At 39.4% G+C, this 24,872-nt stretch carries 23 protein-coding genes and 1 pseudogene; 3 read left to right on the top strand and 21 right to left on the bottom strand.

Annotation, left to right across the window (positions count from 1 at the left end; translation table 11 throughout):
* Positions 1–12 precede the first annotated feature (12 nt).
* The 7 genes and pseudogenes from ACE198_RS17170 to ACE198_RS17200 form a co-directional block, all read right to left on the bottom strand.
* Positions 13–777, bottom strand: a complete 765-nt coding sequence (locus ACE198_RS17170; protein WP_375376390.1) for an electron transfer flavoprotein subunit beta/FixA family protein — start codon at positions 775–777, stop codon at positions 13–15.
* A 70-nt stretch (positions 778–847) separates the two neighbouring features.
* Positions 848–1,255, bottom strand: a complete 408-nt coding sequence (locus ACE198_RS17175; RefSeq protein ID WP_375376391.1) for a MaoC/PaaZ C-terminal domain-containing protein — start codon at positions 1,253–1,255, stop codon at positions 848–850.
* A 31-nt stretch (positions 1,256–1,286) separates the two neighbouring features.
* Positions 1,287–1,744: pseudogene (locus ACE198_RS17180) on the bottom strand (FAS1-like dehydratase domain-containing protein).
* A gap of 60 nt (positions 1,745–1,804) precedes the next feature.
* Entirely contained in the window at positions 1,805–2,947 is a 1,143-nt protein-coding gene (locus ACE198_RS17185) for an acyl-CoA dehydrogenase (protein WP_375376392.1), read from the bottom strand.
* A 124-nt stretch (positions 2,948–3,071) separates the two neighbouring features.
* Positions 3,072–3,854, bottom strand: coding sequence for an SDR family NAD(P)-dependent oxidoreductase (locus ACE198_RS17190; RefSeq protein ID WP_375376393.1), 783 nt, complete (start codon positions 3,852–3,854; stop codon positions 3,072–3,074).
* Positions 3,855–4,104: 250 nt separating this feature from the next.
* Positions 4,105–4,581 (bottom strand): 2,4'-dihydroxyacetophenone dioxygenase family protein, encoded by a 477-nt coding sequence (locus ACE198_RS17195; RefSeq protein WP_375376394.1) that lies wholly within the window; start codon positions 4,579–4,581, stop codon positions 4,105–4,107.
* Between the two features lie 187 nt (positions 4,582–4,768).
* The gene (locus tag ACE198_RS17200; protein ID WP_375376395.1) at positions 4,769–5,557 is read right to left on the bottom strand and encodes an SDR family NAD(P)-dependent oxidoreductase; all 789 of its coding nucleotides are present in this window, start codon (positions 5,555–5,557) and stop codon (positions 4,769–4,771) included.
* 141 nt (positions 5,558–5,698) lie between these two features.
* On the opposite strand from ACE198_RS17200, the gene ACE198_RS17205 reads away from it, so the two are divergent.
* Positions 5,699–6,604, top strand: a complete 906-nt coding sequence (locus ACE198_RS17205) for a LysR family transcriptional regulator (protein WP_375376396.1) — start codon at positions 5,699–5,701, stop codon at positions 6,602–6,604.
* 110 nt (positions 6,605–6,714) lie between these two features.
* On the opposite strand, the gene ACE198_RS17210 is transcribed toward ACE198_RS17205, so the two are convergent.
* The 5 genes from ACE198_RS17210 to ACE198_RS17230 form a co-directional block, all read right to left on the bottom strand.
* Positions 6,715–7,389: a 3-oxoacid CoA-transferase subunit B gene (locus tag ACE198_RS17210; protein WP_375376452.1), complete on the bottom strand. Its 675-nt coding sequence runs from the start codon at positions 7,387–7,389 to the stop codon at positions 6,715–6,717.
* A 63-nt stretch (positions 7,390–7,452) separates the two neighbouring features.
* Positions 7,453–8,157, bottom strand: coding sequence for a CoA transferase subunit A (locus ACE198_RS17215; RefSeq protein WP_375376397.1), 705 nt, complete (start codon positions 8,155–8,157; stop codon positions 7,453–7,455).
* Positions 8,158–8,212: 55 nt separating this feature from the next.
* Positions 8,213–8,377 carry a hypothetical protein gene (locus tag ACE198_RS17220; protein WP_375376398.1) on the bottom strand — a complete coding sequence of 55 codons (165 nt, stop codon included), beginning with the start codon at positions 8,375–8,377 and terminating at the stop codon, positions 8,213–8,215.
* A gap of 37 nt (positions 8,378–8,414) precedes the next feature.
* Positions 8,415–9,704 (bottom strand): MFS transporter, encoded by a 1,290-nt coding sequence (locus ACE198_RS17225; protein WP_375376399.1) that lies wholly within the window; start codon positions 9,702–9,704, stop codon positions 8,415–8,417.
* 159 nt (positions 9,705–9,863) lie between these two features.
* The gene (locus ACE198_RS17230; RefSeq protein WP_375376400.1) at positions 9,864–10,919 is read right to left on the bottom strand and encodes a TauD/TfdA family dioxygenase; all 1,056 of its coding nucleotides are present in this window, start codon (positions 10,917–10,919) and stop codon (positions 9,864–9,866) included.
* Between the two features lie 408 nt (positions 10,920–11,327).
* On the opposite strand from ACE198_RS17230, the gene ACE198_RS17235 reads away from it, so the two are divergent.
* Positions 11,328–12,101 (top strand): SDR family NAD(P)-dependent oxidoreductase, encoded by a 774-nt coding sequence (locus tag ACE198_RS17235; RefSeq protein ID WP_375376401.1) that lies wholly within the window; start codon positions 11,328–11,330, stop codon positions 12,099–12,101.
* A 134-nt stretch (positions 12,102–12,235) separates the two neighbouring features.
* Here ACE198_RS17235 and ACE198_RS17240 read toward each other — a convergent pair whose 3' ends face one another.
* The 6 genes from ACE198_RS17240 to ACE198_RS17265 all read right to left on the bottom strand — a co-directional run bounded on the left by ACE198_RS17240 (position 12,236) and on the right by ACE198_RS17265 (position 19,556).
* Complete coding sequence (locus ACE198_RS17240) at positions 12,236–13,168, bottom strand: alpha/beta hydrolase (protein WP_375376402.1); 933 nt, start codon at positions 13,166–13,168, stop codon at positions 12,236–12,238.
* A 178-nt stretch (positions 13,169–13,346) separates the two neighbouring features.
* Positions 13,347–14,345 (bottom strand): TauD/TfdA family dioxygenase, encoded by a 999-nt coding sequence (locus tag ACE198_RS17245; protein ID WP_375376403.1) that lies wholly within the window; start codon positions 14,343–14,345, stop codon positions 13,347–13,349.
* 84 nt (positions 14,346–14,429) lie between these two features.
* Positions 14,430–15,719: an MFS transporter gene (locus tag ACE198_RS17250; RefSeq protein ID WP_375376404.1), complete on the bottom strand. Its 1,290-nt coding sequence runs from the start codon at positions 15,717–15,719 to the stop codon at positions 14,430–14,432.
* A 95-nt stretch (positions 15,720–15,814) separates the two neighbouring features.
* Positions 15,815–16,837 carry a TauD/TfdA family dioxygenase gene (locus ACE198_RS17255; protein ID WP_375376405.1) on the bottom strand — a complete coding sequence of 341 codons (1,023 nt, stop codon included), beginning with the start codon at positions 16,835–16,837 and terminating at the stop codon, positions 15,815–15,817.
* A gap of 33 nt (positions 16,838–16,870) precedes the next feature.
* Positions 16,871–18,391 (bottom strand): long-chain-fatty-acid--CoA ligase, encoded by a 1,521-nt coding sequence (locus tag ACE198_RS17260; protein WP_375376406.1) that lies wholly within the window; start codon positions 18,389–18,391, stop codon positions 16,871–16,873.
* A 268-nt stretch (positions 18,392–18,659) separates the two neighbouring features.
* Positions 18,660–19,556, bottom strand: coding sequence for a LysR family transcriptional regulator (locus ACE198_RS17265; RefSeq protein ID WP_375376407.1), 897 nt, complete (start codon positions 19,554–19,556; stop codon positions 18,660–18,662).
* Positions 19,557–19,696: 140 nt separating this feature from the next.
* On the opposite strand from ACE198_RS17265, the gene ACE198_RS17270 reads away from it, so the two are divergent.
* Positions 19,697–20,713, top strand: a complete 1,017-nt coding sequence (locus ACE198_RS17270) for a YeiH family protein (protein ID WP_375376453.1) — start codon at positions 19,697–19,699, stop codon at positions 20,711–20,713.
* Positions 20,714–20,765: 52 nt separating this feature from the next.
* Here the strand turns inward: ACE198_RS17270 and ACE198_RS17275 are convergent, their stop codons facing one another.
* The 3 genes from ACE198_RS17275 to ACE198_RS17285 are packed head-to-tail and all read right to left on the bottom strand — an operon-like array spanning position 20,766 to position 24,411.
* Entirely contained in the window at positions 20,766–21,878 is a 1,113-nt protein-coding gene (locus ACE198_RS17275; RefSeq protein ID WP_375376408.1) for a Ger(x)C family spore germination protein, read from the bottom strand.
* Complete coding sequence (locus tag ACE198_RS17280; protein ID WP_375376409.1) at positions 21,875–22,975, bottom strand: GerAB/ArcD/ProY family transporter; 1,101 nt, start codon at positions 22,973–22,975, stop codon at positions 21,875–21,877. The genes ACE198_RS17275 and ACE198_RS17280 overlap by 4 nt, the downstream gene beginning before the upstream one ends.
* Complete coding sequence (locus ACE198_RS17285; protein ID WP_375376410.1) at positions 22,972–24,411, bottom strand: spore germination protein; 1,440 nt, start codon at positions 24,409–24,411, stop codon at positions 22,972–22,974. Before ACE198_RS17285 ends, ACE198_RS17280 begins: the two co-directional genes overlap by 4 nt.
* Between the last annotated feature and the right edge of the window lie 461 nt (positions 24,412–24,872).

Here is a 24,872-nt window from a genome sequence, read left to right on the forward strand (position 1 = left end):
CCTTGGTGATAATTAGATTATTCTTGCCTCATTGCGAAGCAGCTCAGCCAGTACAGAAACTTGAGCTTTTATTTCTCCGTTCAGGATACGTCCTGCACCTTTTTTCGGTGCAAAAAATGTCTCGGTAGTGATTGTCTTTACTTCCAGAACGTCTTCAATATGTAAATCATCAATCTCAATCCGCGCAATTGGCTTTTTCTTTGCTTTCATAATGCCGGGCAAGGAAGGATAACGAGGCTCATTTAATCCTTGTTGTGCTGTAACCAATACTGGAAGAGATACCATGACAACTTCTTTATCCCCTTCAACGTCACGCTCGATTACCGCCTCGTTTCCATCAATCTCCAGTCTTGTAATCGTCGTTACTTGGGGAATATCAAGTTCCTCTGCAAGGCGCGGACCAATTTGTCCACTGCCATAATCAACTCCCACATTCCCGCCTAATATGATATCAAACTCCCGATTTTTAATAACGGCCTCAAGAATTTTGACTGTACTGTATTCATCAAGATTTAAATCTTCGCTATTAACCATAATCCCTTTATCTGCACCCATCGCAAGCGCCGTTCGGAGCCCATTCTCTGCATGTTCCGGTCCTACCGTGATAGCCGTTACTTCACCGCCATGCACATCCCGCAAATGAAGCGCTTCTTCAATTGCATATTCATCGTAAGGATTGATGATGAAGTTTACGCCTTCTTCTTTAACCGATCCAAATTTTAAAGTAATTTTTTCTTCTGGATCGAATGTTTGTTTCATCAATACCAAAATGTTCATTTTTTCGTATCCCCTTCTGATGTAATATTTTTAGAGCACCCTGGGTTTAACGATTTATACAATTGCTCTATTAATTCCTTGATGGCAGTATCGCTTCAAAAATCCCTGAAACTTTTACATCGCCTTCACTATTTTTCGCCAGGACTTCTCCTACTACTAAGTTGTCACCCTTTTTCTTTTTCACACTGCCAACAATTTCGATAGATTCTCCAGGATACGTCATTTTACTAAAGCGTACTTGTATTCTTTTGATGTTTTTTAGCGATATCCAGGATGTAACTCCTTGAGACAACATCCCCATAACTAACATACCGTGAGCGATAATGCCTGTGCCGGCTTCCTCTCCAACCTCTTCTACGGTATGCAGAGGATTAAAATCTCCAGATGCTCCGGCAAATTTTACGAGCTGGACTCGCGTAATCGGATCTTTTTTCAGAACTGGACATGAATCTCCCTCCTGTAGGTCTTCAAAATACATGATTCGTTTCGCCCCTCTAATCATCTACTTTTTAATGACGGTGAATTAACGTAATTTTAGCAATTGCAACTAATTCGCCCCTTTGATTGGTATATCGTGTTTCTTCTGTAATAAAATCCATTCCGCCAGAGGAACCGATTTTCGTATCAGCCCGAACAATTTTACTCATAACCTGAAGCTCATCCCGGCATAAATATCGCCTAAATATTCATACGCCTGCCCACCGTGCAATATTTTAACTGGGTTTAAATTCAATGCCTCCATTTTTTCTTGGAAGCCATATCCGCCATGGAAATCTATGATCTGTAAAAAGGTTAGTGGAACAGGAATGCCATCATAACCAGCTTCCTTAGCTGCCTCCAAGCTGTAGTAAACGGGGTTATCATCACCAATAGCAATGGCTAGTTCCTTTATTTTTCCTTTTTCAACAGCCATGCAATATGGCTCTAACTCATACCCAAGTAAGTCATTCACATTCGACAAGGTCATTCACCTCTTTTTACTTTTTAATAGATTACGTTCCTATTTTTATTGCATATTCGAATTTAGCTACTCTTTAAGCAGATTCCCAGCAATAACAAGACGCTGAATCTCTTGAGTTCCTTCATATATTTGGGTAATCTTTGCATCTCGCATATAGCGTTCTACCGGATATTCCCTTGTGTAGCCATATCCACCAAATACTTGAACTGCTTCGACAGCTACTTCCATTGCGGTGTCTCCTGCAAACAGTTTGGACATCGCAGATTGAAGTCCATAAGGAATCCCTTGATCCTCACGCCATGCGGCTTGATAGGTCAATAAACGGGCAGCTTCGATCTTTGTAGCCATATCAGCCAGCTTGAATTGAATGGCTTGAAGCGAGATAATCGGTTTGCCAAACTGGACGCGATTCTTCGCATATTCGACCGCTTTATCAAACGCTCCCTGAGCGATTCCCACCGCTTGGGAAGCAACCCCGTTACGGCCTCCGTCGAGGGTCATCATCGCAATTTTGAACCCTTCACCCACTTGTCCCAAGAGATTGTCCTTTGGAATGCGGCAGTCCTCAAAAATTACTTCGGTTGTCGCGGAGGAGCGAATGCCCATCTTTTTCTCCTTTTTACCCACAGAGAAACCCAGGAAGCCCTTTTCTACGATAAATGCTGCAATCCCCTTTTGCTTTAGATCCGGATTGGTCTGAGCGAAGACAATATAGATGTCCGCATAGCCGCCGTTGGTTATAAAAATCTTCGAACCGTTTAAGATCCAGTCATCCCCGTCACGCACGGCGGATGTTTTCATTCCTCCGGAATCGGATCCGGATCCAGGTTCCGTCAAGCAATACGCCCCCATGCTTTTTCCTTCAGCCATAGCACGCAAATATTTTTGCTTTTGTTGCTCTGTTCCAAACTTGTAAACTGGCCATCCTGCTAACGATGTATGAGCAGCAAGAGTGGTACCTATGGAAGCATCCACTCGCGAAAGCTCTTCCAATGCAATCACATAACTTAAATAATCGGCATCTGCCCCACCATACTCTTCCGGCCAAGGGATCCCACATAATCCAAGTTCGGCCATCTTGTGCCAAATCTTACTATCAAAATATTCTTCTTCATCACGCTGTGCAGCAGAAGGCTCAACATCGTTTAAAGCAAACTCTCGCACCATTTTTTGCATCATTTGATGTTCATCGGATAATAAAAAGTTCATTGTTAGTCCCCTCACAAATATATTTTTGTGCATCCAATCTTTTCCCATGAAATAATTGACCGAGCGATTGCTCATTTATTCTTTAAAATCCCCCACCCTATCAAGGATGGGATTCTATTGCTATTTACACTTTTTGTTCAATAAGCTTTCGGGTATAGATGGTTACCCATTTCCTTGGCAGCAGTCCCACTGATTTGGCCATGAGTTTATTTTTAAAGCCAGGGATGATCACCGTTTTATTCTTCATTAACCCTTCAAAGCCGCACTTGGCAACTGTATGCGGGTCCATCAAGTTCTTAATGAAAATTTTTGTTCTTGTTTCGGCCAATCCTTGTGTGAGCGCTGTTTTGGTAGAAGGGGGACATAATACAGAAACTTGAACTCCAGTTCCCTTCAATTCTTCCGCAATTGCTTCTGAAAAGGTTAAGACATACGATTTGCTTGCCCCATACATCGACATCAGTGGAGTCGTCTGAAAGGCTGCTGTTGAAGCAACGTTTAATATTTTACCTTGCTTTCGTTTTACCATTTCATCCGCAATCAGTCTGGTTAAATAAGTGAGTGAAATCATGTTGAGCTGCAGACATTCCAATTCTTTCTTAATATCCAATTCCGTCATTAGCCCTAATCCGCCAGCCCCGGCATTATTAATTAAAATATCAATGGTAATTCCTTCGCTTTTCAAGTATTGATATAAGCTCTCTACAGTTGCATGGCTGCTTAAGTCACCGGCATAAGTATTTACTTGCACTCCATAATCCTTTTTTAAATTCTCCGCTTGATGTTCCAACAAGGTTTCGTCTCTGGCAACTAATATCAAGTTATAGCGATGGCCTGCGAAAACTTTTGCGAATTCCAAACCGATCCCTTTAGTAGCGCCTGTAATTAAAACTGTTTCTGTTGGCATATATTTTTTAGCCCCCCTGTCGTTTGGAATATTCTAAAATTTATAAATATTATTATGTTACTAATTATACTCATAATTAATAATTATATAAAATTAAAATTTTTAATTTATAAATAATTATTACTACTATACAGATAATGAAAACTATCAACTTACTAGTTTTCTGTATATAATAGTCGTTACACATAATAAAAGAGAAGCCTCTCCGTCAATTAGACACCGGCTTCTCTTTTTATTACAGATTTATTTATTAAAATGCTGTCACATCAACAGGTTCAATTCCTTCAGCCTCGCAATAGTCAAGATATCTTTTCAGGAATGATTCCCAATTATCTCGTGCAAGAATTTCTCCATTCTCACCCAAATAATCTAATGTTCCTTCCACAATATTGAAGGTAATAACGTCTTCATCCCCTACAGCTGTAGGTGTATGTGTGGAGCCGGCTGGTTCAAAAACCATGTCGCCAGGTTTGGAGATCCAAGGCTCCTCGAGATATCTCCAAGACCCTTGTACAGTATAAACAATGACTTGTCCAGGATGATAATGGGCCGGAAGCTGCATTTTTGCAGGTACATATAATAAGGTAATATTCTGCCCTGTTACAGGGTTGGCCTTAAGCAATTTAAATTTCGCATCTCCGAAATAAGGAACCCAAGGCAATTCATCCACATTAACATTGCCGGCATGATATGCTACAGCTTGTTGTACATTTTTTACATTACTCACAAAAATCCCCTCTTCCAACGAATGTTTTTTAAACTCGTATACTGTTAACGCTTACATTATTCAGCTAATTAACTTTTCCGAATTTATTAATCTCAATATATTTGTAATTATTTATTAAGTAAAATTGTTATTTCTTATGTGCAATTAAGTATTATTAATTTACACAGCCAAGTTATTTTGTTGAAGTTTACTTAGCCCCAAGTCCACCATCAAGAGTCAAAATTTGTCCTGTACAATAATTAGATGCTGCTGAAGCAAAGTAAAGGAGTGCACCTACCAAATCATTGTCACTGCCTAACCTTCTAACTGGAACTTGTGAAGCAATGAAAGGGCCTGCTTTGTGTACAAGTGTTCCCGGTATTTCTGGGTTATTCATTCCTGTAGTGAAAACTCCAGGAGCAATGGAATTTACATACACTCCATGGCGGCCCCACTTAACTGCCAAATCCTTCGTTAAGGTCATGACTGCACCCTTACTAGTTGTATATCCGACAGAATCTACAGCTTCCGGGTCAACACCCTTAAAGCCAATACTAGAAGAAATGTTAATAATTTTCCCGTATTCGTTATTAATCATATGTTTTCCAACTGCCTGACACATCAAGAATGTTCCTGTCACATTTGTATCTAGCATTGCTTGCCATTGTTCTAAAGGCATATCCGTAGCAGGAGACTCATAAACGGTTCCGCTGCTGTTGACTAAAATTTCGATTCCTCCAAAATGAGAAACCGCTTTCTCCACAGCTTGAACGACAGATTCCCGATTTGTGACATCCAATGAAAGCGCAAGTGCCTGTTTTCCTAACGCCTCGATTTCTTTTACAACTGCTTCGCAAATCTCTAAACGCCGTGAACATACAACAACGTTTGCTCCGGCTTCTGCCAACGCCAGTGCCATTACACGCCCTAACCCGCTGCCGCCTCCGGTAACGATTGCTGTCTTTCCATTTAAATCAAACAATTGGTTCGCTGACATTCTAGTTCTCCTCCTGTATGTAGAAAATTCAAAGATTTTTAAATCTTCTTGATATTGATTATACTAATAAATTATAATTAAATAAAATTAAAGATTTTAATTTGTAAGTAAGTATCACTAATATTAAAAAAGGGGAACAGCATGAATATTGAACAATTACTTTATATCGTAGAAGTCGCAAAATACAATTCTCTGTCAGTCGCTGCACAGAATCTCCATGTGACTCAATCCAACATCAGCCAGTCCATAACCAACTTGGAAAATGAGCTGGGGATGAAAATTCTTAAGCGGTCACGGGGACATGGCGCTGTCCCAACCGATGAAGGAAGAATCATTCTGAAACTTGCCTACGAAGTACAAAAAAAACTTGAGGAAATAAAAGAGACAGCTAATCTATTGAATTCCACGGAAGTGGGGGAACTAAAAATATCGTCATTACCAGGGTTGATGACGTTCCTGGTAAAAGCGATTGCCGCGTTTAGACATGATTATCCGCACGTAAATTTGGAGGTTGCCGATAAAAGTGGATCAGCAGTAATTGGAGATGTCAGGCAGCATAAAACCGACATAGGACTGGTTACGTATTCAAGAGATTTGAACATAAACATGGAAGGAATAGCTTTTGAAGCATTAATTGAAGGAAAGCAGAAAGTATATGTTTCTAAGCATTCTCCCTTAGCCATTCTTGGTACTATCACTCCGCATGATATACTTGATCAAACTCTCGTTACATATCAGGGTGAATTAATGCAGTATTTTGTTCAGGATTTCTTTATCAAATATAAGCCTATGAAAATTCTATTTACTTCAAATAATATGGATGGAGTTCTCCAAGCCATCAATGAAAATTTGGCGATTACATTTGCTCCTGATTTCGTAATGAAAAACTATCCCCCTGTCATCAATGGTGATATCATCCCAATTGATTTGGTGAATCATCCGACTGTAAATATTTCATTAGGATTAGTACGGTCTGAGAATAAACATTTATCCACTTATGCCAACAAATATATTCATTATTTAAAATCAGAAATTAAAAAGAATTAATATGCTAAAAAAGAGAAGGTTCGTCGTCTCATGTGGCGAAAAACCTTCTCTTTTTTTACAAATTTATTTTTACCCTAATAAGAATTAGGAGTGTTATATCTTTTACCTTGTTATAGAGGAGCCTTTTGACGATCCCCTTTACCGCATGTCAAATTGGCGCTGATCGAAAAGGAAGCCTCCGTCTTCTCTATCACTTCATCAAGTGAAACACCTTCTTGAGTTTCCACAAGAATCATGCCCTCAGGTGTAAAATCAAACACTGCCAAATCCGTAATTAATCGGTGTACAACTTTTTGACCCGTTAATGGAAGGGTACAGCTTTTTTTTATCTTTGATTCATTGTACTTATTGATGTGTTCCATTATGACCACAACTCTTTTGGCACCATGGACGAGGTCCATTGCTCCTCCCATACCCTTGATCATTTTTCCCGGGATCATCCAATTTGCCAAGTCCCCTTGTTCAGATACCTCCATACCACCAAGGATGGCCAAATCAATATGTCCTCCTCGAATCATGGCAAAAGACTCTGCACTATCAAAGAACGATCCACCACTAACAACTGTAACCGTTTCCTTCCCTGCGTTAATAAGATCAGGATCCTCCATCCCTTCAAAAGGATACGGTCCGATCCCAAGCAACCCATTTTCTGATTGTAATAATACATGAACATCATTCGGGATTTCATTCGCGAGCAAAGTAGGTATGCCAATCCCTAGATTTACGTTCATACCATTTTGAATCTCTTGAACCGCACGCTTAATGATTTTTGTCCTGGTATCCATCACTATATATTCCCCCTAGAAAAACAGCTTTGTAATTTTTGCGTATTACCCTTCAATGGTGATTTAAATAGATATGACGGTACGACGTTCAATTCTTTTCAGATAATTCTTTCCTTCCAATATCCTTTGGACATAGATCCCAGGTGTATGAATCTCATCCGGATCAAGAGCACCCACTTCAACCATTTGCTCCACCTCTGCAATCGTAACCCTGCCTGCTGTTGCTGCGAGTGGGTTAAAATTGCGAGCTGTCTTCCGGTAAATAAGATTTCCAAGCGAATCGCCTTTCCATGCCTTCACAAAGGCAAAATCACCAACTATTCCTTCTTCAAAAATATGCGGTCTCCCATTAAAAAGTCGGTATTCTTTGCCCTCCGCAATCAGGGTACCAACGCCAGTCGGCGTATAGAATCCAGGGATGCCAGCTCCTCCTGCCCGAATTCTTTCCGCCAGTGTCCCCTGGGGAACAAGCTCTACTTCCAATTCTCCACTTAAAAATTGCTTTTCAAAGATCTTGTTCTCTCCCACATAGCTTGCTACCATTTTCTTAATCTGCTTATTTGCAAGCAGCAGACCCAGTCCCCAATCATCCACCCCACAATTGTTACTTACAATCGTTAAATCTTTTGTTCCCTTGTCCCGTAATGCTAGAATTAGATTCTCGGGAATTCCCGACAGACCAAAACCACCAACAATGATGGTTGCACCATCTTGAATATCTTGAATAGCTTCAGAAAAGGTTGTGTTTAACTTTCCTTGTCCAGCCAATATTTTCACTCCCTGCATTATTAACTTAATTATTAGAGCTTTTCTATGAAACTAACTAATTTACTCCATCCTCCACTTCAAGATGATCATCAGCGTAAGTTTCGGACATCTTATCCAGACAATTCCAGCACTTGCTGCGATTTCTCTCCATAATAGCTAATTCTTCATGACAATCTACACAACAATCCATCTCAGAAACGGCCTTTTCATTTTTACACATAGTTTATTTCCCTCCTTGATTCACCAATTCATAATTTTTATACAATAACTTGTTCCTCAGGTTTTATCGTTGTTTGACTTTGGTTCGCGGGACGAACAATAGCCCAAAACAGTATTCCCATTACGAACATAACCAAAGAAGTTACTTGGAAGCCATACCCATATCCGATTGCCTCAGTTCCTGCATACTGGATTAGATACCCGAATATGAGTGGAGCAATAATGCTTGTTGAACTGGATAGAGCCACATAGGTCCCTTGAGCCTTTCCAATGTTTTTGGGAGAAAAGAATTCCATTAACATGGCGGGTGCGAGTGAAAGAATAACAATCGCAAAACCCGGAGCAAGGATGAAGAATAAGATGGAAAAAGCACTTGAGTTAAAGGCATTGGCAAGAAATAAACAAATAGCCGATAGCACCATGGTAACCCCTGCAACATTAATTCGTGCTTTACGAATATCTCCTGTTTTGCGATAAAGCCGATCCGATAACAAGGCAAATACAATTTGGCAAATGGCAGCGAAAAGAAAAGGTAAAGACACCGCAAGTTTTAACATTTTTCCATCAAAGTGTTGAATTTTGGTAAAATATGCAGGAAACCATACCGCTTGAATGGACAATAACCAATAAGCACAACCTGCACACAAAACAGTAAAAATAAAATTTTTAGAAAAAAGATGTGGAAGAAACTGACGCCAAGTAACTTTAGAAGAAATTGATGAGTGCTTATCTACCTGCTCAAAAGTAGACAACCCGATTTCTTTTGGGCTTTCTTTTCCAAAAATCAACCATAAAACTAGGACCATTAGTCCAACAATCCCCATTGCTATAAAAGCAGCTCTCCATCCATATCGATTGATCAAGGAGAGTAATAATGGAGAAGCAATCGCTGGCCCGATTGTTGCTCCAAAGAGAACAGCGCCAAAGCCTATACCATGTCTATGTTTAGGGAACCACTTTCCTATTAACGAAGTTGATATAGCAACAGCAGGACCTTCTCCTGCTCCCAAGAACATTCTTGTCATGACTAGCAGAGATAGACTGGAAACAAAAGGTGTGGTAAATTGAACAGCCAACCATACAAACGAGATCCAAGTAAACATTTTTTTCGTATTTCTTGAATCAGCCATTCCACCAATAATGAAAGAGGAAAAGGTAAAAAACACAAAGAAAGAACTTCCGACAATTCCCCATTGTGAAGGACTTAAATGTAACTCTTTCATTAGAGGAACAGATACCAAACCAATGATAATTTTATCCACCTGGTTGACCATACCTGAAGCTACAAGAATAAATAATATGATCCAAGAATATTTTGGTGTTTTCAAATTAAAATTCTCCCCTTCTTTTCTACTATTTTCTGAAAATCTTTACATGAAATGATAAAGGCACTCCCGTTCACATGATTCAATTGGTTTCTTAAAAGTTTATAAAGGTAAATCTTTCGTGTTTAAACACTCCTAGATTCTTTATATCTATTAAATTTATTACCTCATTTTTTCTGCAATCCCACCAGTAGTTTTTTCACGTACTGGAATACCGCCGCGACCTGCTTTACCTGTTTTCTCATCAATAAACATCGCGAAGTCGGGCGCAATTTCTCGCCCATTTGACATCGTGAGCCACAATCTTAATAAATGACGTTTCCGTTCAGGTTCTTCATAGTCTTCGTATACAGTTCGTGAATGAAGAACTGTATAATTATTAACAAATTGCATATCCCCCGGTTCCATCATCATATCAAAATGCATGTTTTCATCATGTAGGAGAGAATCCATTAAGTCATAAGCTTCAATTTCCACTTTTGACAAATATCTACCTGTTTTCGCTTGTGCCGATTCAACATATCCCCGGTTATATCTGCAACTCAATTTACCCTCGTAATAACTAAAGAGCGGTGATGAATAAACAGGAGATTCACCAGGTGTTTCCTCACCACGGCGATCCAAGAAATATGGAAGATAGAGAATGCCAAGATACTCTGGGTACCTATCCAGAATTTCATTGTAAACCGCCATGGAACTTACGATACTACTGTAACCCCCAGATTTAGCTTTTCGAAGACATAATAATCCGACTACGTCAGATCCATCTGGGTGAAAGGGAAGATGTGCATTCGTTTGGTAACCTCGTACATTTGAATCATTAATGTCGAGACCTTGGTCAACAACATGCCCTAATAGAGCACCTTTAGCGTTTTGCGTTACTGGGATACCTAGGTGGACTCCGAGACCCCAGTATATGATGCTTGCTTCTTCATCTGTATACTTTTCAATTGGTAAGCCACGAATTAATAGAAAACACTTCCCATTTTCCAACTCGTCAATAAAGTAATCGATTTCGTCAGTGAGATCTGGAATCGGGAAGTCTTCTTTGTTAAAATCCGGTGCTTTTAAACCTTTTTGTTTTACATAGCGTAAAGCGCTTTCAAGAGCTGCAATCGTTTCCTCTGACAAATAATAAATCCATGAAACATCTTTAACTAAATCAATCCCCCTCCAAGCTACTGGTCCTTTAATTTTTTCCTTCAAAATGGATGGCATATATACTCCCCTTCGTTTTTTTATTGAAATTTTCAAAAATAATAGCCTGTGAAATAGAGTGTATAGGAATCCATGTTACCCCCTTCATTTTTTGTAAGCGCTTTAATAAACATTGTGACTGTGTTAATAGTAGATATATTGATTATATTCATAATTTTCAATTAAATAAAATTAGAAATTTTAATTTGCAAGTAAACATTACTAATATATGAAATATATAACACCTTGCACATGGGAAATTTACAATAAATAAAAATATATTAATAATACTTAAGTACAAGTTAATATCTTTAATTTTATATAATTATCATTTATAGGTAGAATCAAAGATAGAAATGATTAAATAATCTAATAAATCACTTTCAAGCTGAGTCTAATACAAGTTAATTCGAAACAGGAGGTTGTACTATGGACTTAAAATTATCTGGAAAAAAAGCACTGATCGTCGGAGGAAGCAGGGGGATTGGCAAAGCTATTGCCCGTCAGTTGGCATTAGAAGGTGTAGATTGTACGATTTGTTCACGAAACGAAGCGTCACTAAAGAATGCTGCAGACGAATTGTCCAAAGAGACCAACAGAAATATTTACCCAATCGTGGCAGATACCAATGATCCTGACTCTATCCTAAATTTAGTCGAAAAATCAGCAGCAGAAATGGGAAGCATTGATATTTTAATTAACAGTGGAGCACGTGTGGGCGGCCATGAGCCAGAGGATTTTAACAGCATTAAAGATGAACTTATTTTGAAAGATTTTGAAGAAAAGTATATGGGCTATTTTCGTTGTATCAGAGCTGCTGCTCCTTATATGATCCAAAATAATTGGGGACGTATTATCAATATAAGTGGTCTGGCAGCCAGAATTGGCGGCAATTATTTTAGTTCCGGTCCTCGTAATGCATCTGTTGTCCATATGACAAAATCCGCATCATTAGAATTAGGAAAGCACGGAATAACTGTCAATGCTGTTTATCCAGGGATTGTCGATACGGAAACGTTTAGAGGTCGGGTCACTAATGAGGAAGCTATACGCCAAGCATCATCAATGAATGCTCTTGGCCGTTTGATTACACCAGAGGAAATTGCTAATGTCGTTACCTTCCTAGCGTCACCTTTGGCGGCATCGATCACTGGCGATGTCATTTCGGTAACCGGTGGAATTGGAAATACTGTTTATTACTAAACCCTAGTCACGGTTTCATAGATTATCAATAATTTTCTTTTATTAAAAAAATTAGATAGTGTATTATAAAGGCGAGCTTCATAAATTTTGAGGCTCGCCTTTATTTAGAACATTTTCTTTCAATCTATCTTTATTTAATATTTTACGGAACTCAAGAACTTGTCGATCGTAGAAACAGTCGATTCTATGTTCTTCGAGAAAATGGCCATGTGGGCAAAAAATCCGTGGACCATACCGGGTTCACATGCATATTCAACGTGAACACCAAATTTTTTCAGACGTTCAACATAGGCCATGCCTTCATCCCGAAGCACATCATTTTCCGCTGTAATCACAATTGCTGGCGGGAGACCACTTAAATCTTGGGAGATCAAGGGGGAAGCAAACTCATTAAACCTATCCTCTTCATTCCCTAAATAATGATCACGGAACCAAAGCAGCTGTTCGCGATCCAGACCAAATCCTTTTGCAAAAGTTTGATGGGATTCCGTATTGAACTCAAGATTTGTCGCAGGATAAAGTAATACCTGTGCAGCGATGCAGGGACCTTTTTTGTCTCTCGCCATCATCGTAACTACGGTTGCTAGATTTCCACCTACGCTATCTCCTCCAACTACCAATCGGGAAACATCTCCGTTAAAAGAAGTCCCTTTTTCATAAACCCATTGCAATGCGGAGTAGGCGTCTTCTACTGGAGTCGGGAACTTATACTCCGGTGCAAGACGATAGTTTACGGATACAACAATACTTTCTGTTCGATTCGCAATCATTCGGCAGCTTGCATCAGTCGATTCAATGTCTCCGAGAACCCATCCTCCACCATGGTAGTATATAAATAGGGGAAAGGGACCTTGCCCTTCTGGAATGTATACACGACATTTTATTTCTTCCTCCTGGCTTACTGGAAGCATCAAATCCTCTACCTTTGAAAGAGGTTCTAACTTTACATCAGGGCGCGGTGCCTTTGACAGCATCTCTCTTACTCTCTTAGGATCCATTTTATGAATAGGTGGCATCTGATTAAAAGCTTGTAAATATTTTTCTGCTTGCGGATCTAAATTTGCCAAGAAGCATCATCCTCTCTTCAATTTATTTCAGTATTAATTCGCCTTTCTCCAACCATTTTTTCCGGCCATAAGACATTTAAAAACATAAAATGGTGATTTTATTCACGTTATTCGATGAATAAAATCACCATATCACTTAAATAAAGAAAAAATGATGAGTTTAATTACCACCAGCTTTTTATCTAGTTACGGGTGCTCCTCCGACATAAAACTCGAAATTCGGGGCAATTTTCCGGCCATTTGGCATCATGAGCCACAATCTTAATAGATGGCGTTTCTTGTCATCTTCTTCGTAATCTTCAAAATGAGTCCGTGAATGCAAAACGGCATAATTATTAACGAATTGCATATCACCCGGTTCCATCATCATATCAATATGGAAGTTTTCATCATGAGTTAGGGAATCGATAAAATCAAATGCTTCAATTTCTTCTTTCGACAAAGAGATACCTGTTTTCGTTTGTGCTGATTCGACATATTGGCGAATATATCTGCAGCTTAATTTATCATCATAATAGCTAAAAATCGGTGTTTGAACTACTTGAGATTGACCTGGTGATTCTTCCCCGCGCAGATCATGAGCAAATGGACGATAAAGAATTTCAAGGTACTCTGGGTGCTTCTCTAGAATTTCATTATAGATAGACATTGCACTTGCGATACTGCTTAAACCGCCAGATTTCGCTTTGCGAAGACATAGTAATCCGACCACATCAGCGAGATCTGTGTGATAATCAAGATGTACATTCGTTTGATAACCACGTACTTTTGTATTATCACTAAAGTCTTTACCTACATTTTTGATATGCCCTAAGAGTTCCCCAGTTTTGCTTTGTATGATCGGCATTCCCAAGTGAAGTCCGAGACCCCAGTAAATAATGCTCGCTTCTTCGTCAGTAAACTGGTCCATTGGCAATCCACGAATCAATAGAAACCCTTTTCCATTCTCCAGTTCGTCAACAAAGTAAGTAATTTCGTCAGCGAGTTCAGGAATCGGGAAATCGTCCTTATTAAAATCAGGTGCTTTTAATCCCTTTTGTTGAACATATAATACAGCCTTTTCAAGAGCAGCAATTGTTTTCTCGGATAAATAATAAATCCATGAATCATCTTTTGCTAGCTCAGTACCTTTCCATGCTGAAAGCCCTTGGATTTTTTCATTTAAAATGATTGACATTAAAACTCCTCCTTCAAAATTGACTTTTGCAAATTTATTATTTTTAGTTCCTTAATAATCTTCAATTATATAAAAATATTATTTTTAACTTATTTGCTCCTCTACTTCAATCACTACGTGACTTTGCTTTGCGGGACGTACACCGATCCAAAACAATAATCCGATAATCAGCATCCCCAAAGAAGAGGCTTGAAACGCATTACCATAGCCAATAGCTTCAGAGGCTGATTTTTGAATTAGATTCCCAAATACGAGTGGAGCAATAATACTTGCAATACTTGCAAGAGCAATGAATGTCCCTTGTGCCTTTCCAATGTTTTGAGCAGAAAAAAACTCCATCAATATGGCAGGGGCGAGTGATAGAATGACATACGCAAAACCGGGTGCAAGGGTAAAGAATATTATGGACAAAGACGTTGAATTTACGGTATTTGCTAGGTATATACATAAAGCGGATAACATCATCATGAAACCAGCAAGATTAATTCGTGCTTTACGAATATCTCCTGTTTTACGATAAAGGCGGTCTGATAGCAAAGCAAATCCAAATTGGCAAAAAGCTGCAAAAAGAAAAGGTAAAGACACGGCTAGTTTTAATGTTTGACCATTAAAATGTTGAACTTTGGTAAAGTAGGCTGGAAACCATACCGCTTGAACGGACAATAACCAATAAGCACACCCACCGCACAAAACGGTCAAAATAAAATTTTTAGATAAAAGATATGGAAGAAACTGACGCCATGAAACCTTAGAAAGACTAGACGACTGTTGATCCTTTTGATGAATGGCAGTCAGCCCGATTTCTTTTGGACTTTCTTTACCGAAAATCATCCATAAAACCAAAACAATCAGTCCCAGTATACCCATGGCAATAAATGCAGATCTCCATCCATAATTATCGATTAAAGAGATTAATAATGGGGAAGCAATCGCCGATCCCCCCGTGGTTCCTAAGAGAACCGCACCAAAGCCTATTCCATGTCTATGTTTCGGAAACCATTTTCCCATGATTGCCGTGGACAGTGCCGGGGCTGGACCTTCACCTGCTCCCAAAATCATTCGTGTTAATACGAGCAGAGACAAACTGGAAACGAAAGGAGTGGCAAATTGAACAATCAACCATACAAGCGATATCCACGTTAACATTTTTTTCGTATTTCTGGAATCAGCCATGCCGCCAAGAACGATAGAGGCGAAGGTAAAAAACCAAAAGAACGAACTTCCTACAACTCCCCATTGCGATGGACTTAAATGTAACTCTTTCATTAAAGGAACGGAAACCAGACCAATGATAATTTTATCTACTTGGTTGATCATCCCGGAAAGAACTAGAAATAATAAAATAATCCAAGAATACTTTGGAGTACTTGACATGTATATCCCCCTACTTTTTACCAGATAAGGTACACCTTTTCCTGAAAATAGAAATGGTGTACCCCCTCTTTCTTACCTAATTATTTAAGCAAAATTTATTTTAATGTTTCTATAAGACCGCCAGATGTTTTACTACGCGAAGGTATACTGCCAACCCCGAAATCTGGGGAAATTCCCCGCCCATTTGGCATCGTAAGCCACAATCTTAACAAATGACGTTTGCGTTCCTGTTCTTCATAGTCTTCGTATTGAGTGCGTGAGTGAAGTATCGTGTAATTATTGACGAATTGCATGTCACCTGGTTCCAACATCATATTGTAATGCATATTTTCATCATGAAGGATAGAATCTAGTACGTCTAATGCTTCAATTTGAACTTTTGACAGCTTGATACCTGTTTTCGCTTGTGCTGATTCGATAAAGAGGCGGACATAAAAACAGCTCAATTTACCATTATAAAAACTGAAGATTGGAGATGAAAATACTGGTGATTCACCTGGTCCTTCCTCACCACGTCGATCAAAGTAGAACGTGTTAGAGAGAATTCCAAGATACTCCGGGTATTTCTCCAAAATTTCATTATACACAGCCATTGAGCTGATGATACTGCTATGACCGCCAGATATTGCTTTCCGAAGACATAATAATCCGACGACATCTGATCCGTCAGCATGAAACGGAAGATGCAATTTCGTTTGGTAACCGCGTACGTTGCCATTTTCTAAGCTAAGACCCTGATCTTTGACGTGTCCTAAGAGGTCACCATTCGCGTTTTGCGATTGCGGAACGCCCATATGAAGTCCAAGACCCCAATAAATAATTTTTACATCTTCGTCTGTATAACGTTCCATTGGTAAACCACGAATTAAGAGGAAGCCCCTTTCGGTCTCTAGCTCTTCAACAAAGTAGGCAATTTCTTCAGTGAGTTCCGGAATCGGGAAGTCCTCTTTGTTAAACTCAGGTGCTTTTAAACCCTTTTGTTTAACTTGAGCTAGAGCGTTCTCAAGTGAAGCAATCGTTTTTTTGGACAAATAATAAACCCATGCTTCATCTTTAGCTAGGTCAGTGCCTTTCCAAGCTACTGGCCCTTTAACTTTTTCCTTTAAAATGATTGACATAAGTAATCCCCCTTTAAAAATTTGATTAGTTTCTCACTTTACTTCAGTTAATTCTCTTAACTCTCTCCGCAAAATCTTCCCTGTTGAGTTCTTTGGCAGCTCATTAAAAAATTCTACTTGTTTAGGAAGCTTGTACTTCACCAGCTTATCCTGACAGAATTGAATAATGTCATTCATGGTGATTTGCTCATCCTTAACTACTACGTATGCTTTTACGCTTTCCCCGTATTCTCCATCAGGCACTCCAATAACGGCTGCCTCTACTACGGCGGGATGTTGATATAGGACTTCTTCCACTTCTCGAGGATATACATTGTAACCGCCCACAATAATCATGTCCTTCTTGCGGTCAACAATGTAGATGTATCCTTCTTCATCCATTGTTGCGAGATCACCAGTGTAAAACCACCCGTCTTTAAAAGCAGCTGAAGAAGCTTCCGGTTTCCCCAAATATCCCTTCATTACATTTGGTCCTTGAACAACTAATTCTCCGACTTCTCTTCTCGGCAATTCCTTTCCGAACTCATCTACAACTTTGCTTTGGACACCTGGAATGTTCAAGCCGATAGAACCTGGCTTGCGAGTTCCTTTTAAAGGATTAACAGCGACGAGAGGAGCAGTCTCCGAAAGACCATATCCTTCCAAGATTGAAACCTTAAACTTGTTTTCAAATTTATGCAGCAGTTCGACCGGAATCGAGGCACCACCAGAGATGCAGATGCGAATAGATTGGCAATCCTCCGCAATCGCTTCAGGCAATTGATAGATAAAACTGTACATAGTAGGTACACCAGCAAACACGGTTGCCTTGTATTCTCGAATGGTGCCAACTACGTCATGAGGGCTGAATTTAGGCTGAATCAGGACTGTCGCCCCACAAGCAATTGGCGCATTCAGACAAACTGTCATACAGAATACATGGAACATCGGTAGAACTGCTACGACACGATCCTTCTCATCGAGTTCTAATAATTTTAAAATGGAGTCCGCATTAGAAGCCATGTTCCGATGCGTTAACATAGCACCCTTTGGTTTACCGGTTGTTCCTGATGTATATAGAATGACTGCAAGATCTTCCTCATCAATGTAAGGGCTTTCACAAACATTAATACTTGAGCTTGTTTCCATGAAATGCTCCCATGTCGTTTCCTGATCCTCGGCTTCGGTATAAATCACAAACTTCAGATTTTCCAGTTGCTTCATTATTTCTGATAACTTTGGTGCTACAGATACATGAGTAATGACCGCTTTGGCTTGACTATTGTCTAATATGTAGTTGATTTCCCCTTGGGTAAACAAAGGATTGATCGGAACAACAAATGCACCAATTCGTAAAATACCGTAGTACGCAATGAGAAATTCAGGGCTATTTCCTAATATAAGAGCCACACCATCTCCCTTCCCGATTCCTTGGGCAGCCAAGCCTGCAGAGAATTGATTTACCTGCTGATTTAATTTCCTGTAAGTAACACTCTTATCTAAATAGATATAAGCAATACTTCCCGGGAAGTTATTTGCACTTCTCTTCAGATTTTCGTTTAAGTTATAACTCATTAATTCAATTCCACCCCTTTTTCCTCACATTAGAGACTTTGAACGCCTACTATTGTGAATATTTAAAATATTACTAAATTTAGTATACTCATAAATAATAATTAAATAAAATTAAATATTTTGATTTGTATGTAAGTATTACTAATAATAAAAAGGAACTTCAGAATAACGGAAGACTACTGGGATGAACCCTTCATCTACTTCTAAATAAAAAGACAAAGCCCCAGTAAAGAGCTTTGTCATCTTGATATGTTTGATTTAATTAGAGCTATTGCAATAATTGATTCTCTAAATATTTTTCTATTAACTCAATAAATAAGGTCATAGATTTCGTATGCAATTCCACAGATTCTGTTATTACTGAAAAATTTCTTTTTATCGGTGTCCCTTTTACATTTAATACTTGAATGGTACCAAGCATTCTTTCTTTTTTTACAGTCAGTTCGGATAAGTAACTAATCCCAAGCCCCGCTTCGACTGCTTCTTTAATTAGTTGTGTGCTGCCGAACTCCATTAAATTAGTAGGGCGTATTTCTAAAACTTCAAATAATTTTTCTGTTGCATCCCTTGTTCCAGAACCTTCCTCACGAACAATCCAATTCTCTTGTTCTACCTGTCTTCGTGTTACCTCCTTATTGAAATAAATTGGATATTTCCCTCCTGCCATGATAAACATTTGATCGGTGGAAACGGATTTTACATATAAATTTTGATGAGGAATTTCCCCCTCTACAATTCCTACATCGATCTCATGACTTGTGATAGCTTTAGCAATATCCCTTGTGTTGCCAATTTGTACCGAAGGGATGATATTAGGAAATAGGTTTTTCATTCTTGCAAGTATATGTGGTAACACATACTCTCCAAAGGTAAAGCTGGCACCAATTTTTAATGGTCCTGTTGGCTCGTTATTTAATTCATTCACTAACATTGACATTCGTTTGAATAAACTTGTTATTTCTTTAGCATGCAAATAGACTATTTCTCCTGCTTTAGTTAGCTGCACATTTTTATTAGTTCGGAGAAGTAGTTTTGCACCAACATATCTCTCCAATTGTTGAATTTGCTGGCTGACTGCAGGCTGAGTCATATGAAGCTCTTCCGCTGCTCTCGAAAAATTTCTTTTATCAGCTACAGATAAAAATACAATTAATAATTGATCCATAGGTTCCCTTTCATACTATCGTATTTACTTATTATAACTATAATAATCATTTATTTTCCTTATTGTAAATCTTTAGTTACGATAAATTATATAGAATCCAAATTAGGGGTTGAAAAACATTGGAACAAAAAGTATTAATAATTCCCAGTCCGAAGCAGCAAAAAAAAGCAGTAAAAAAGCTAGATGCCTCTTTGATTTCTGGAATTGGTTTTACATTGATCATAGCCGTGTTAGGATTTGTTTTAGCAACGCTTCCAGGACTAAATCGTATTGGACCTCTTGCGTGTGCCATTTTACTAGCAGTGGTTTATAGACAGTTTTTTGGATATCCAGAAAAATTACGTACTGGTATTCAATTTTCATCAAAGAAATTATTAAGATTGGCTATCATACTTTATGGATTAAAGCTTAACATGATTGTGATCTTTCATCAGGGGTTCCCACTATTGCTTAGAGGGTCAATCACGATCATTTTTTCCATCGTTATTCTTATGACCCTTGCTAAATGGCTGAAGGCAGATTTTAATCTTTCTTTATTATTAAGTCTCGGCACAGGCATTTGTGGTGCGGCTGCTATCGCGGCCGTATCGCCAATCATAAAAGCAAAAGATGAGGATACGGCTATGGGAGTCGGCATTATCGCATTAGTTGGCACTGTGTTTTCAATAATCTATACGTTAATATATCCTTTTTTATCTATTGGTCCTAAAAGCTACGGCAATTGGGTTGGAATCAGCCTTCACGAGATCGGCCATGTCGCTTTAGCTGCTGCCCCGGCAGGCCAGGATGCTCTTGCTCAAGCATTACTTGCCAAACTTGCACGAGTATTCCTATTAATTCCAGTTTGTTTTATCCTTATGCTATGGATGAAAAAGAAAGGAAAAATAGAGGAGGAGACAAGATTCGAGTTTCCATGGTTTTTAATTGGTTTTATGGTTATGAGTTTTGTGGGAAGCTATATCATTGGTAATAAGGTAGTGGTATCAAAAACAGTGATGTCTGATATTGCATACGGTACCTCATTTATGTTAACCATGTCAATGACCGGATTAGGCTTAAATATTAGCTTGAAAGAATTACGTACAAAAGCAACACGTCCACTTATAGCCATAATAATTACTTCTGTTCTTTTAACTTTACTAACTTTTTATACTTGAATTTATTGCCAGTCGGCTATGAAGATTGGGTGGAGTAAAAGCTCCACCCAATCTATTCTGCAACCGCGTTAAGGATCTGCACGTCGAAATTCGGTTCGATTGACATTTCCGGAAAGTCTTTGCGCCAATTCAATGACTTCCAAATGTTCGGATGGAATGCCTTTAATTCTTTTCCGATGCCGAGAATGTCGCAATTCGCTTTTTGCATAGTCTCGATCGTCGCTGCCGCTTTTTCTTCCAGGTGTTTACTCAGTTCTTTTTCCATTCGATTAACATAATCAGACTTAAGCATATGAACTGACTTGCCAAGGCCGAATGTATTAATTTGCAATCGGACTTCGATAGTGACTTTCGGCAATCCTCTTGATTCAGGATGTACAATGATCTTTGAATTCCCTTTTTTGACGGAAAACCCATATTGGATGTGCCGTCCCTCTCCGTTTTCCGGCATCTGTCCGGTAAATCTTTGCCTCCCTTTATCCATCCCTAATAACAGCATAGACATCTGGACTTGTTCTTTGTTGAGATTCACCCCTGTATTCCTACCTTGACGGAATAATAGAGCGCCGCTTAATTCCATTCCCGCATTGAATTTTTTCAACACAGGCAACGCGATATCCTCCAATGGTTCTTCCTGGGACAGAATAAAACGCATCATGGAAACAGTGGGCATCATTCCGTTCCTATCCAAGGATAAAATAAACTCATTTAGATTTTTCGTAAAATCATTATTTCTTCCCGATTGAGTTTTCAAAAGCTTTGAAACGTTCCCTTCGAATACAATTACGGGGGTGTTGACCGACGAATAGGGGGTGTTAAGTAAAAAAGTAAGTTTTGAAACAGGATCTTTCGAAGCAAACCTCTTGCTTATCATATAGATTCTCGTGTTGATCCCTAAGAAAGGAGATCGATCGGTGTAGTCTCCTTGGCCGACCGCTTCCATTAAACTAGGTTCTCTGATTTCCGTCGTTTCCAGATTCGGCTCCCCTTCTCCTTGGCCCGTACTATTGAGCTTGGTGACAATCATAGAGAGTTCGACGTCCCCATTCTCCTCGTCCAAATCCAACCCGGCTATGTCCACCAATTGAAGATTACGAAGCAGTAATCGATCCCAACAACCGGTCAAGAGCAGTAACGACAAAATTCCAATTGCGGCTTTTTTCATCCTCCCGCCGCCTTTCCCCGTGCCAAAGAAATAAGAAGCAGAATTGTTGGCACAACGGCAATCATAATACCAGTAACAATATTATGATATCCTAATATTTGGGACTGCATTTGCCGATCGGAGCACCATATTCCGGCCCCGAAGCAAACGATTGTAAGAATCCATACCAAAAGAGGATGGTTGCGGATTTCCTTTCCTCTGATGAACGCAAAATGACGGGCGGATATAAACAAATAAACATACTGCGTCACCAATACCACAGATAGCCAAATCGTCATAAATAGAATATCGAGACTTTGAACGATTGGCCAATTGAATACACGGAGAATGAACACCATCGGCTCCGGGATAGACTTCAATTGATTTGCGCTGAAGTTGACCGTAACAATCACTGTTATCACGAGGTAAAAAAAGGTCGTAAATCCATTAGCTGCCGAAATTGCAACTAGGATATCCTTCTTCTTGCGGAATCTTACAAATGGAAAAACGTACAGGAGTTGCTCATATCCCGAGTACAACCAAAACGAAGGGATAGCACCCTTTATAATTGATCCGATCCCGTGAGTGCCTATTGGCAGTATATGACGAAAATCACTTTCTTTTGAAATTCCACTTATAAATACGATCACAAAGCATATTAGAAACATAAGCATAATCGTCTGCGTTATGGTAGCCATTGACCGTAGAGTAGATGAAGCGATATACGCTCCAATTGTGAAAAATACTCCGATTAACACTGACCAGGGCGTCTCAAATAACACCCAGCGGTTGATGACATCAGAATACGTGATAATAACCATAAGGCTATTTTGCGCGAAGTACGCGGCAAACAAGAAGTTTACGACCGATCCTAACGGCTTTCCAACAATAGCAGATATATACTGAGGCAACGGCCGATCCGCATATCTCTTTCCAAGTTGATAGATGATCATGATGATCGCTTGAGCAATCACTCCCCCGAGTAATATAGACATCCACGAATCGTTGCCCGAGTCGCGGATTTGTGCATAAGGAATCGTTAAAACACTAACTCCTACTTGGGTCAGAATAACAAGGCAAATAAGTTGATTGATAGAGATTTTTTCTAAGTGTATCATTCTGTCCCTCCCCTTTGTTCACGAATTCTCATATCGTCTTTTGCCAAGCTTTCCTCCGGGCGTTTTTTCAAACTCCAAATTGGTCCTCTGAACCATGTATCTTTAATGGTATCGCCCGTAATCCCCGAGTAAAAGTACGGAATACCCATCGTGTTTATACGGGACAAATGTGTCAGCACCAAGAGGTATGAAAGCTCCAAGCCGATCAGCCCGAAAATCGAGGCCATGAAAATGAACGGGTACGTCAAATATCGGGCCGCGGTACTCATTTCATAGGAAGGAATAATAAATGAGGCAATTCCCGTAAGCGCCACTACGATGACCATCATGTTGGAAATCAGATTGGACTCAACCACGGTGGTTCCGATAACGATAGCGCCGACCACACCGACTGAATTGGCGATTGAGGTTGGGAGACGAACGGTCGCCTCTCGCAAGATTTCGAGTATGAACAGCATAGTCAACGCTTCCAGTACAGGTGGTAACGCAATGTATTGCATAGAGCTTTGCAGCGTCAGTGCGACTTCGAACGGGATAATACGTGGATCAAAAGTGACAAGGGCCACATAAATGCCAGGCAGACTGATCGCTAAAAGAAAGCTGATAATCCGAAGTAACCGTATAGCGCTGCCGAACAGCCAGCCAATTTGATAATCGTCGGGGATTTGGAAGAACGCCCAGAACGAAACCGGAAGGATCAGGCAATTTGGCGAACCGTCGGTTAAAATCGCGATTTTCCCATCCATAAGGTACGATCTTACCCGGTCCGGTCTCTCGGTAACAAGCATTCTTGGAAAAATCGAGAATTTTTTATCTTCAATCATTTCTTGAATAAACCCGGGTGCTTCGACGTAGTCAATGTCAATGCTATTGATCCTGCGTTCAAACTCCTGTAGAACATTTTCGTTGGCTAACGACTGTAGGTAAAGTACGCCAACTTTTGTATTCGACCTGCGGCCAATCTGATAGGACTTTACGACAAGATCGGGCGACGCGATCTGCTTGCGCATCAAATTGAGATTCGTATCCAGGTTTTCGATTAACGCTTGGTTGGAACCGCGAAGTGTCCGTTCGTTCAACGGAATATTTATCGCGCGTTCTTTATTAAGCTCGGTTCCAAGCAAATAGAACTTGGCTTCTCCTTCAATTTGAACAACCGTCTTCCCCGCGACGAGCGCTTTCGACGCTACAGTGATAAGATCGGTCTCTCCATAATCTAGAATGGACACAGCTTCACGTATGCCAACGTCAGTATTACCAAGCAATGGGCTGATAATGTGTTCCTGTACCACAGAAAGTTCGATCATTGTATCCAAATAAAATAGCCGAAAATGTCGGTCGCCCGCCACGAAATCGCTCGATTTGAAGTCTGAACTAGAGAATAGTATTTCTTGCAGCGACTTCTCGTTTTTGTCTATTGATCGGTCGGCTTTCACTATATGTTCCTCTTTTCTTCAATCGGTAAGTTTATCCTATTTTACCCTCAATTCCTAATCCTATTCCTTTTAAAACCATTAAAAGGAACATCTAACGATTGGAAATAGAGACGTTACATTATATTACTAGTAGTGGTAATTCATCACCCTCCCGATTTAGGTAGGTTTATTAAAAGAAAAAGCTATCACGCTAATTGATAGCAGTGATAGCTTTATACATGAATTCAACGATATCTTCAATTGCTTGAGCCTGAGATGAAGTATTATTCATTTCCGCAAAAGCTGGGTATGAAGTAAGAATTAATGAGTCCACAGCTGCGGTTTTCATGACTTTAAACGCTTCAATTTAGTCTTTTTCATTTACTTGTCTCCTTTTTTTAGTTATTTTTTATATCACTGCAAATATGAGATTAGGAGTTTATTAATCTATAGAATAATAACTATTAAATTTTCTATTTATT

Origin of the sequence: Neobacillus sp. KR4-4 (assembly GCF_042136325.1) — a bacterium.
GTDB lineage: Bacteria > Bacillota > Bacilli > Bacillales > Cytobacillaceae > Neobacillus.

Excerpts from the sequence above, each read along its gene's own strand:
- ACE198_RS17170 (WP_375376390.1), bottom strand. The coding sequence starts at position 777 with ATGAACATTTTGGTATTGATGAAACAAACATTCGATCCAGAAGAAAAA.
- ACE198_RS17175 (WP_375376391.1), bottom strand. The coding sequence starts at position 1,255 with ATGTATTTTGAAGACCTACAGGAGGGAGATTCATGTCCAGTTCTGAAA.
- ACE198_RS17185 (WP_375376392.1), bottom strand. The coding sequence starts at position 2,947 with ATGAACTTTTTATTATCCGATGAACATCAAATGATGCAAAAAATGGTG.
- ACE198_RS17190 (WP_375376393.1), bottom strand. The coding sequence starts at position 3,854 with ATGCCAACAGAAACAGTTTTAATTACAGGCGCTACTAAAGGGATCGGT.
- ACE198_RS17200 (WP_375376395.1), bottom strand. The coding sequence starts at position 5,557 with ATGTCAGCGAACCAATTGTTTGATTTAAATGGAAAGACAGCAATCGTT.
- ACE198_RS17205 (WP_375376396.1), top strand. The coding sequence starts at position 5,699 with ATGAATATTGAACAATTACTTTATATCGTAGAAGTCGCAAAATACAAT.
- ACE198_RS17210 (WP_375376452.1), bottom strand. The coding sequence starts at position 7,389 with ATGGATACCAGGACAAAAATCATTAAGCGTGCGGTTCAAGAGATTCAA.
- ACE198_RS17220 (WP_375376398.1), bottom strand. The coding sequence starts at position 8,377 with ATGTGTAAAAATGAAAAGGCCGTTTCTGAGATGGATTGTTGTGTAGAT.
- ACE198_RS17230 (WP_375376400.1), bottom strand. The coding sequence starts at position 10,919 with ATGCCATCCATTTTGAAGGAAAAAATTAAAGGACCAGTAGCTTGGAGG.
- ACE198_RS17235 (WP_375376401.1), top strand. The coding sequence starts at position 11,328 with ATGGACTTAAAATTATCTGGAAAAAAAGCACTGATCGTCGGAGGAAGC.
- ACE198_RS17245 (WP_375376403.1), bottom strand. The coding sequence starts at position 14,345 with ATGTCAATCATTTTAAATGAAAAAATCCAAGGGCTTTCAGCATGGAAA.
- ACE198_RS17250 (WP_375376404.1), bottom strand. The coding sequence starts at position 15,719 with ATGTCAAGTACTCCAAAGTATTCTTGGATTATTTTATTATTTCTAGTT.
- ACE198_RS17255 (WP_375376405.1), bottom strand. The coding sequence starts at position 16,837 with ATGTCAATCATTTTAAAGGAAAAAGTTAAAGGGCCAGTAGCTTGGAAA.
- ACE198_RS17260 (WP_375376406.1), bottom strand. The coding sequence starts at position 18,391 with ATGAGTTATAACTTAAACGAAAATCTGAAGAGAAGTGCAAATAACTTC.
- ACE198_RS17265 (WP_375376407.1), bottom strand. The coding sequence starts at position 19,556 with ATGGATCAATTATTAATTGTATTTTTATCTGTAGCTGATAAAAGAAAT.
- ACE198_RS17275 (WP_375376408.1), bottom strand. The coding sequence starts at position 21,878 with ATGAAAAAAGCCGCAATTGGAATTTTGTCGTTACTGCTCTTGACCGGT.
- ACE198_RS17280 (WP_375376409.1), bottom strand. The coding sequence starts at position 22,975 with ATGATACACTTAGAAAAAATCTCTATCAATCAACTTATTTGCCTTGTT.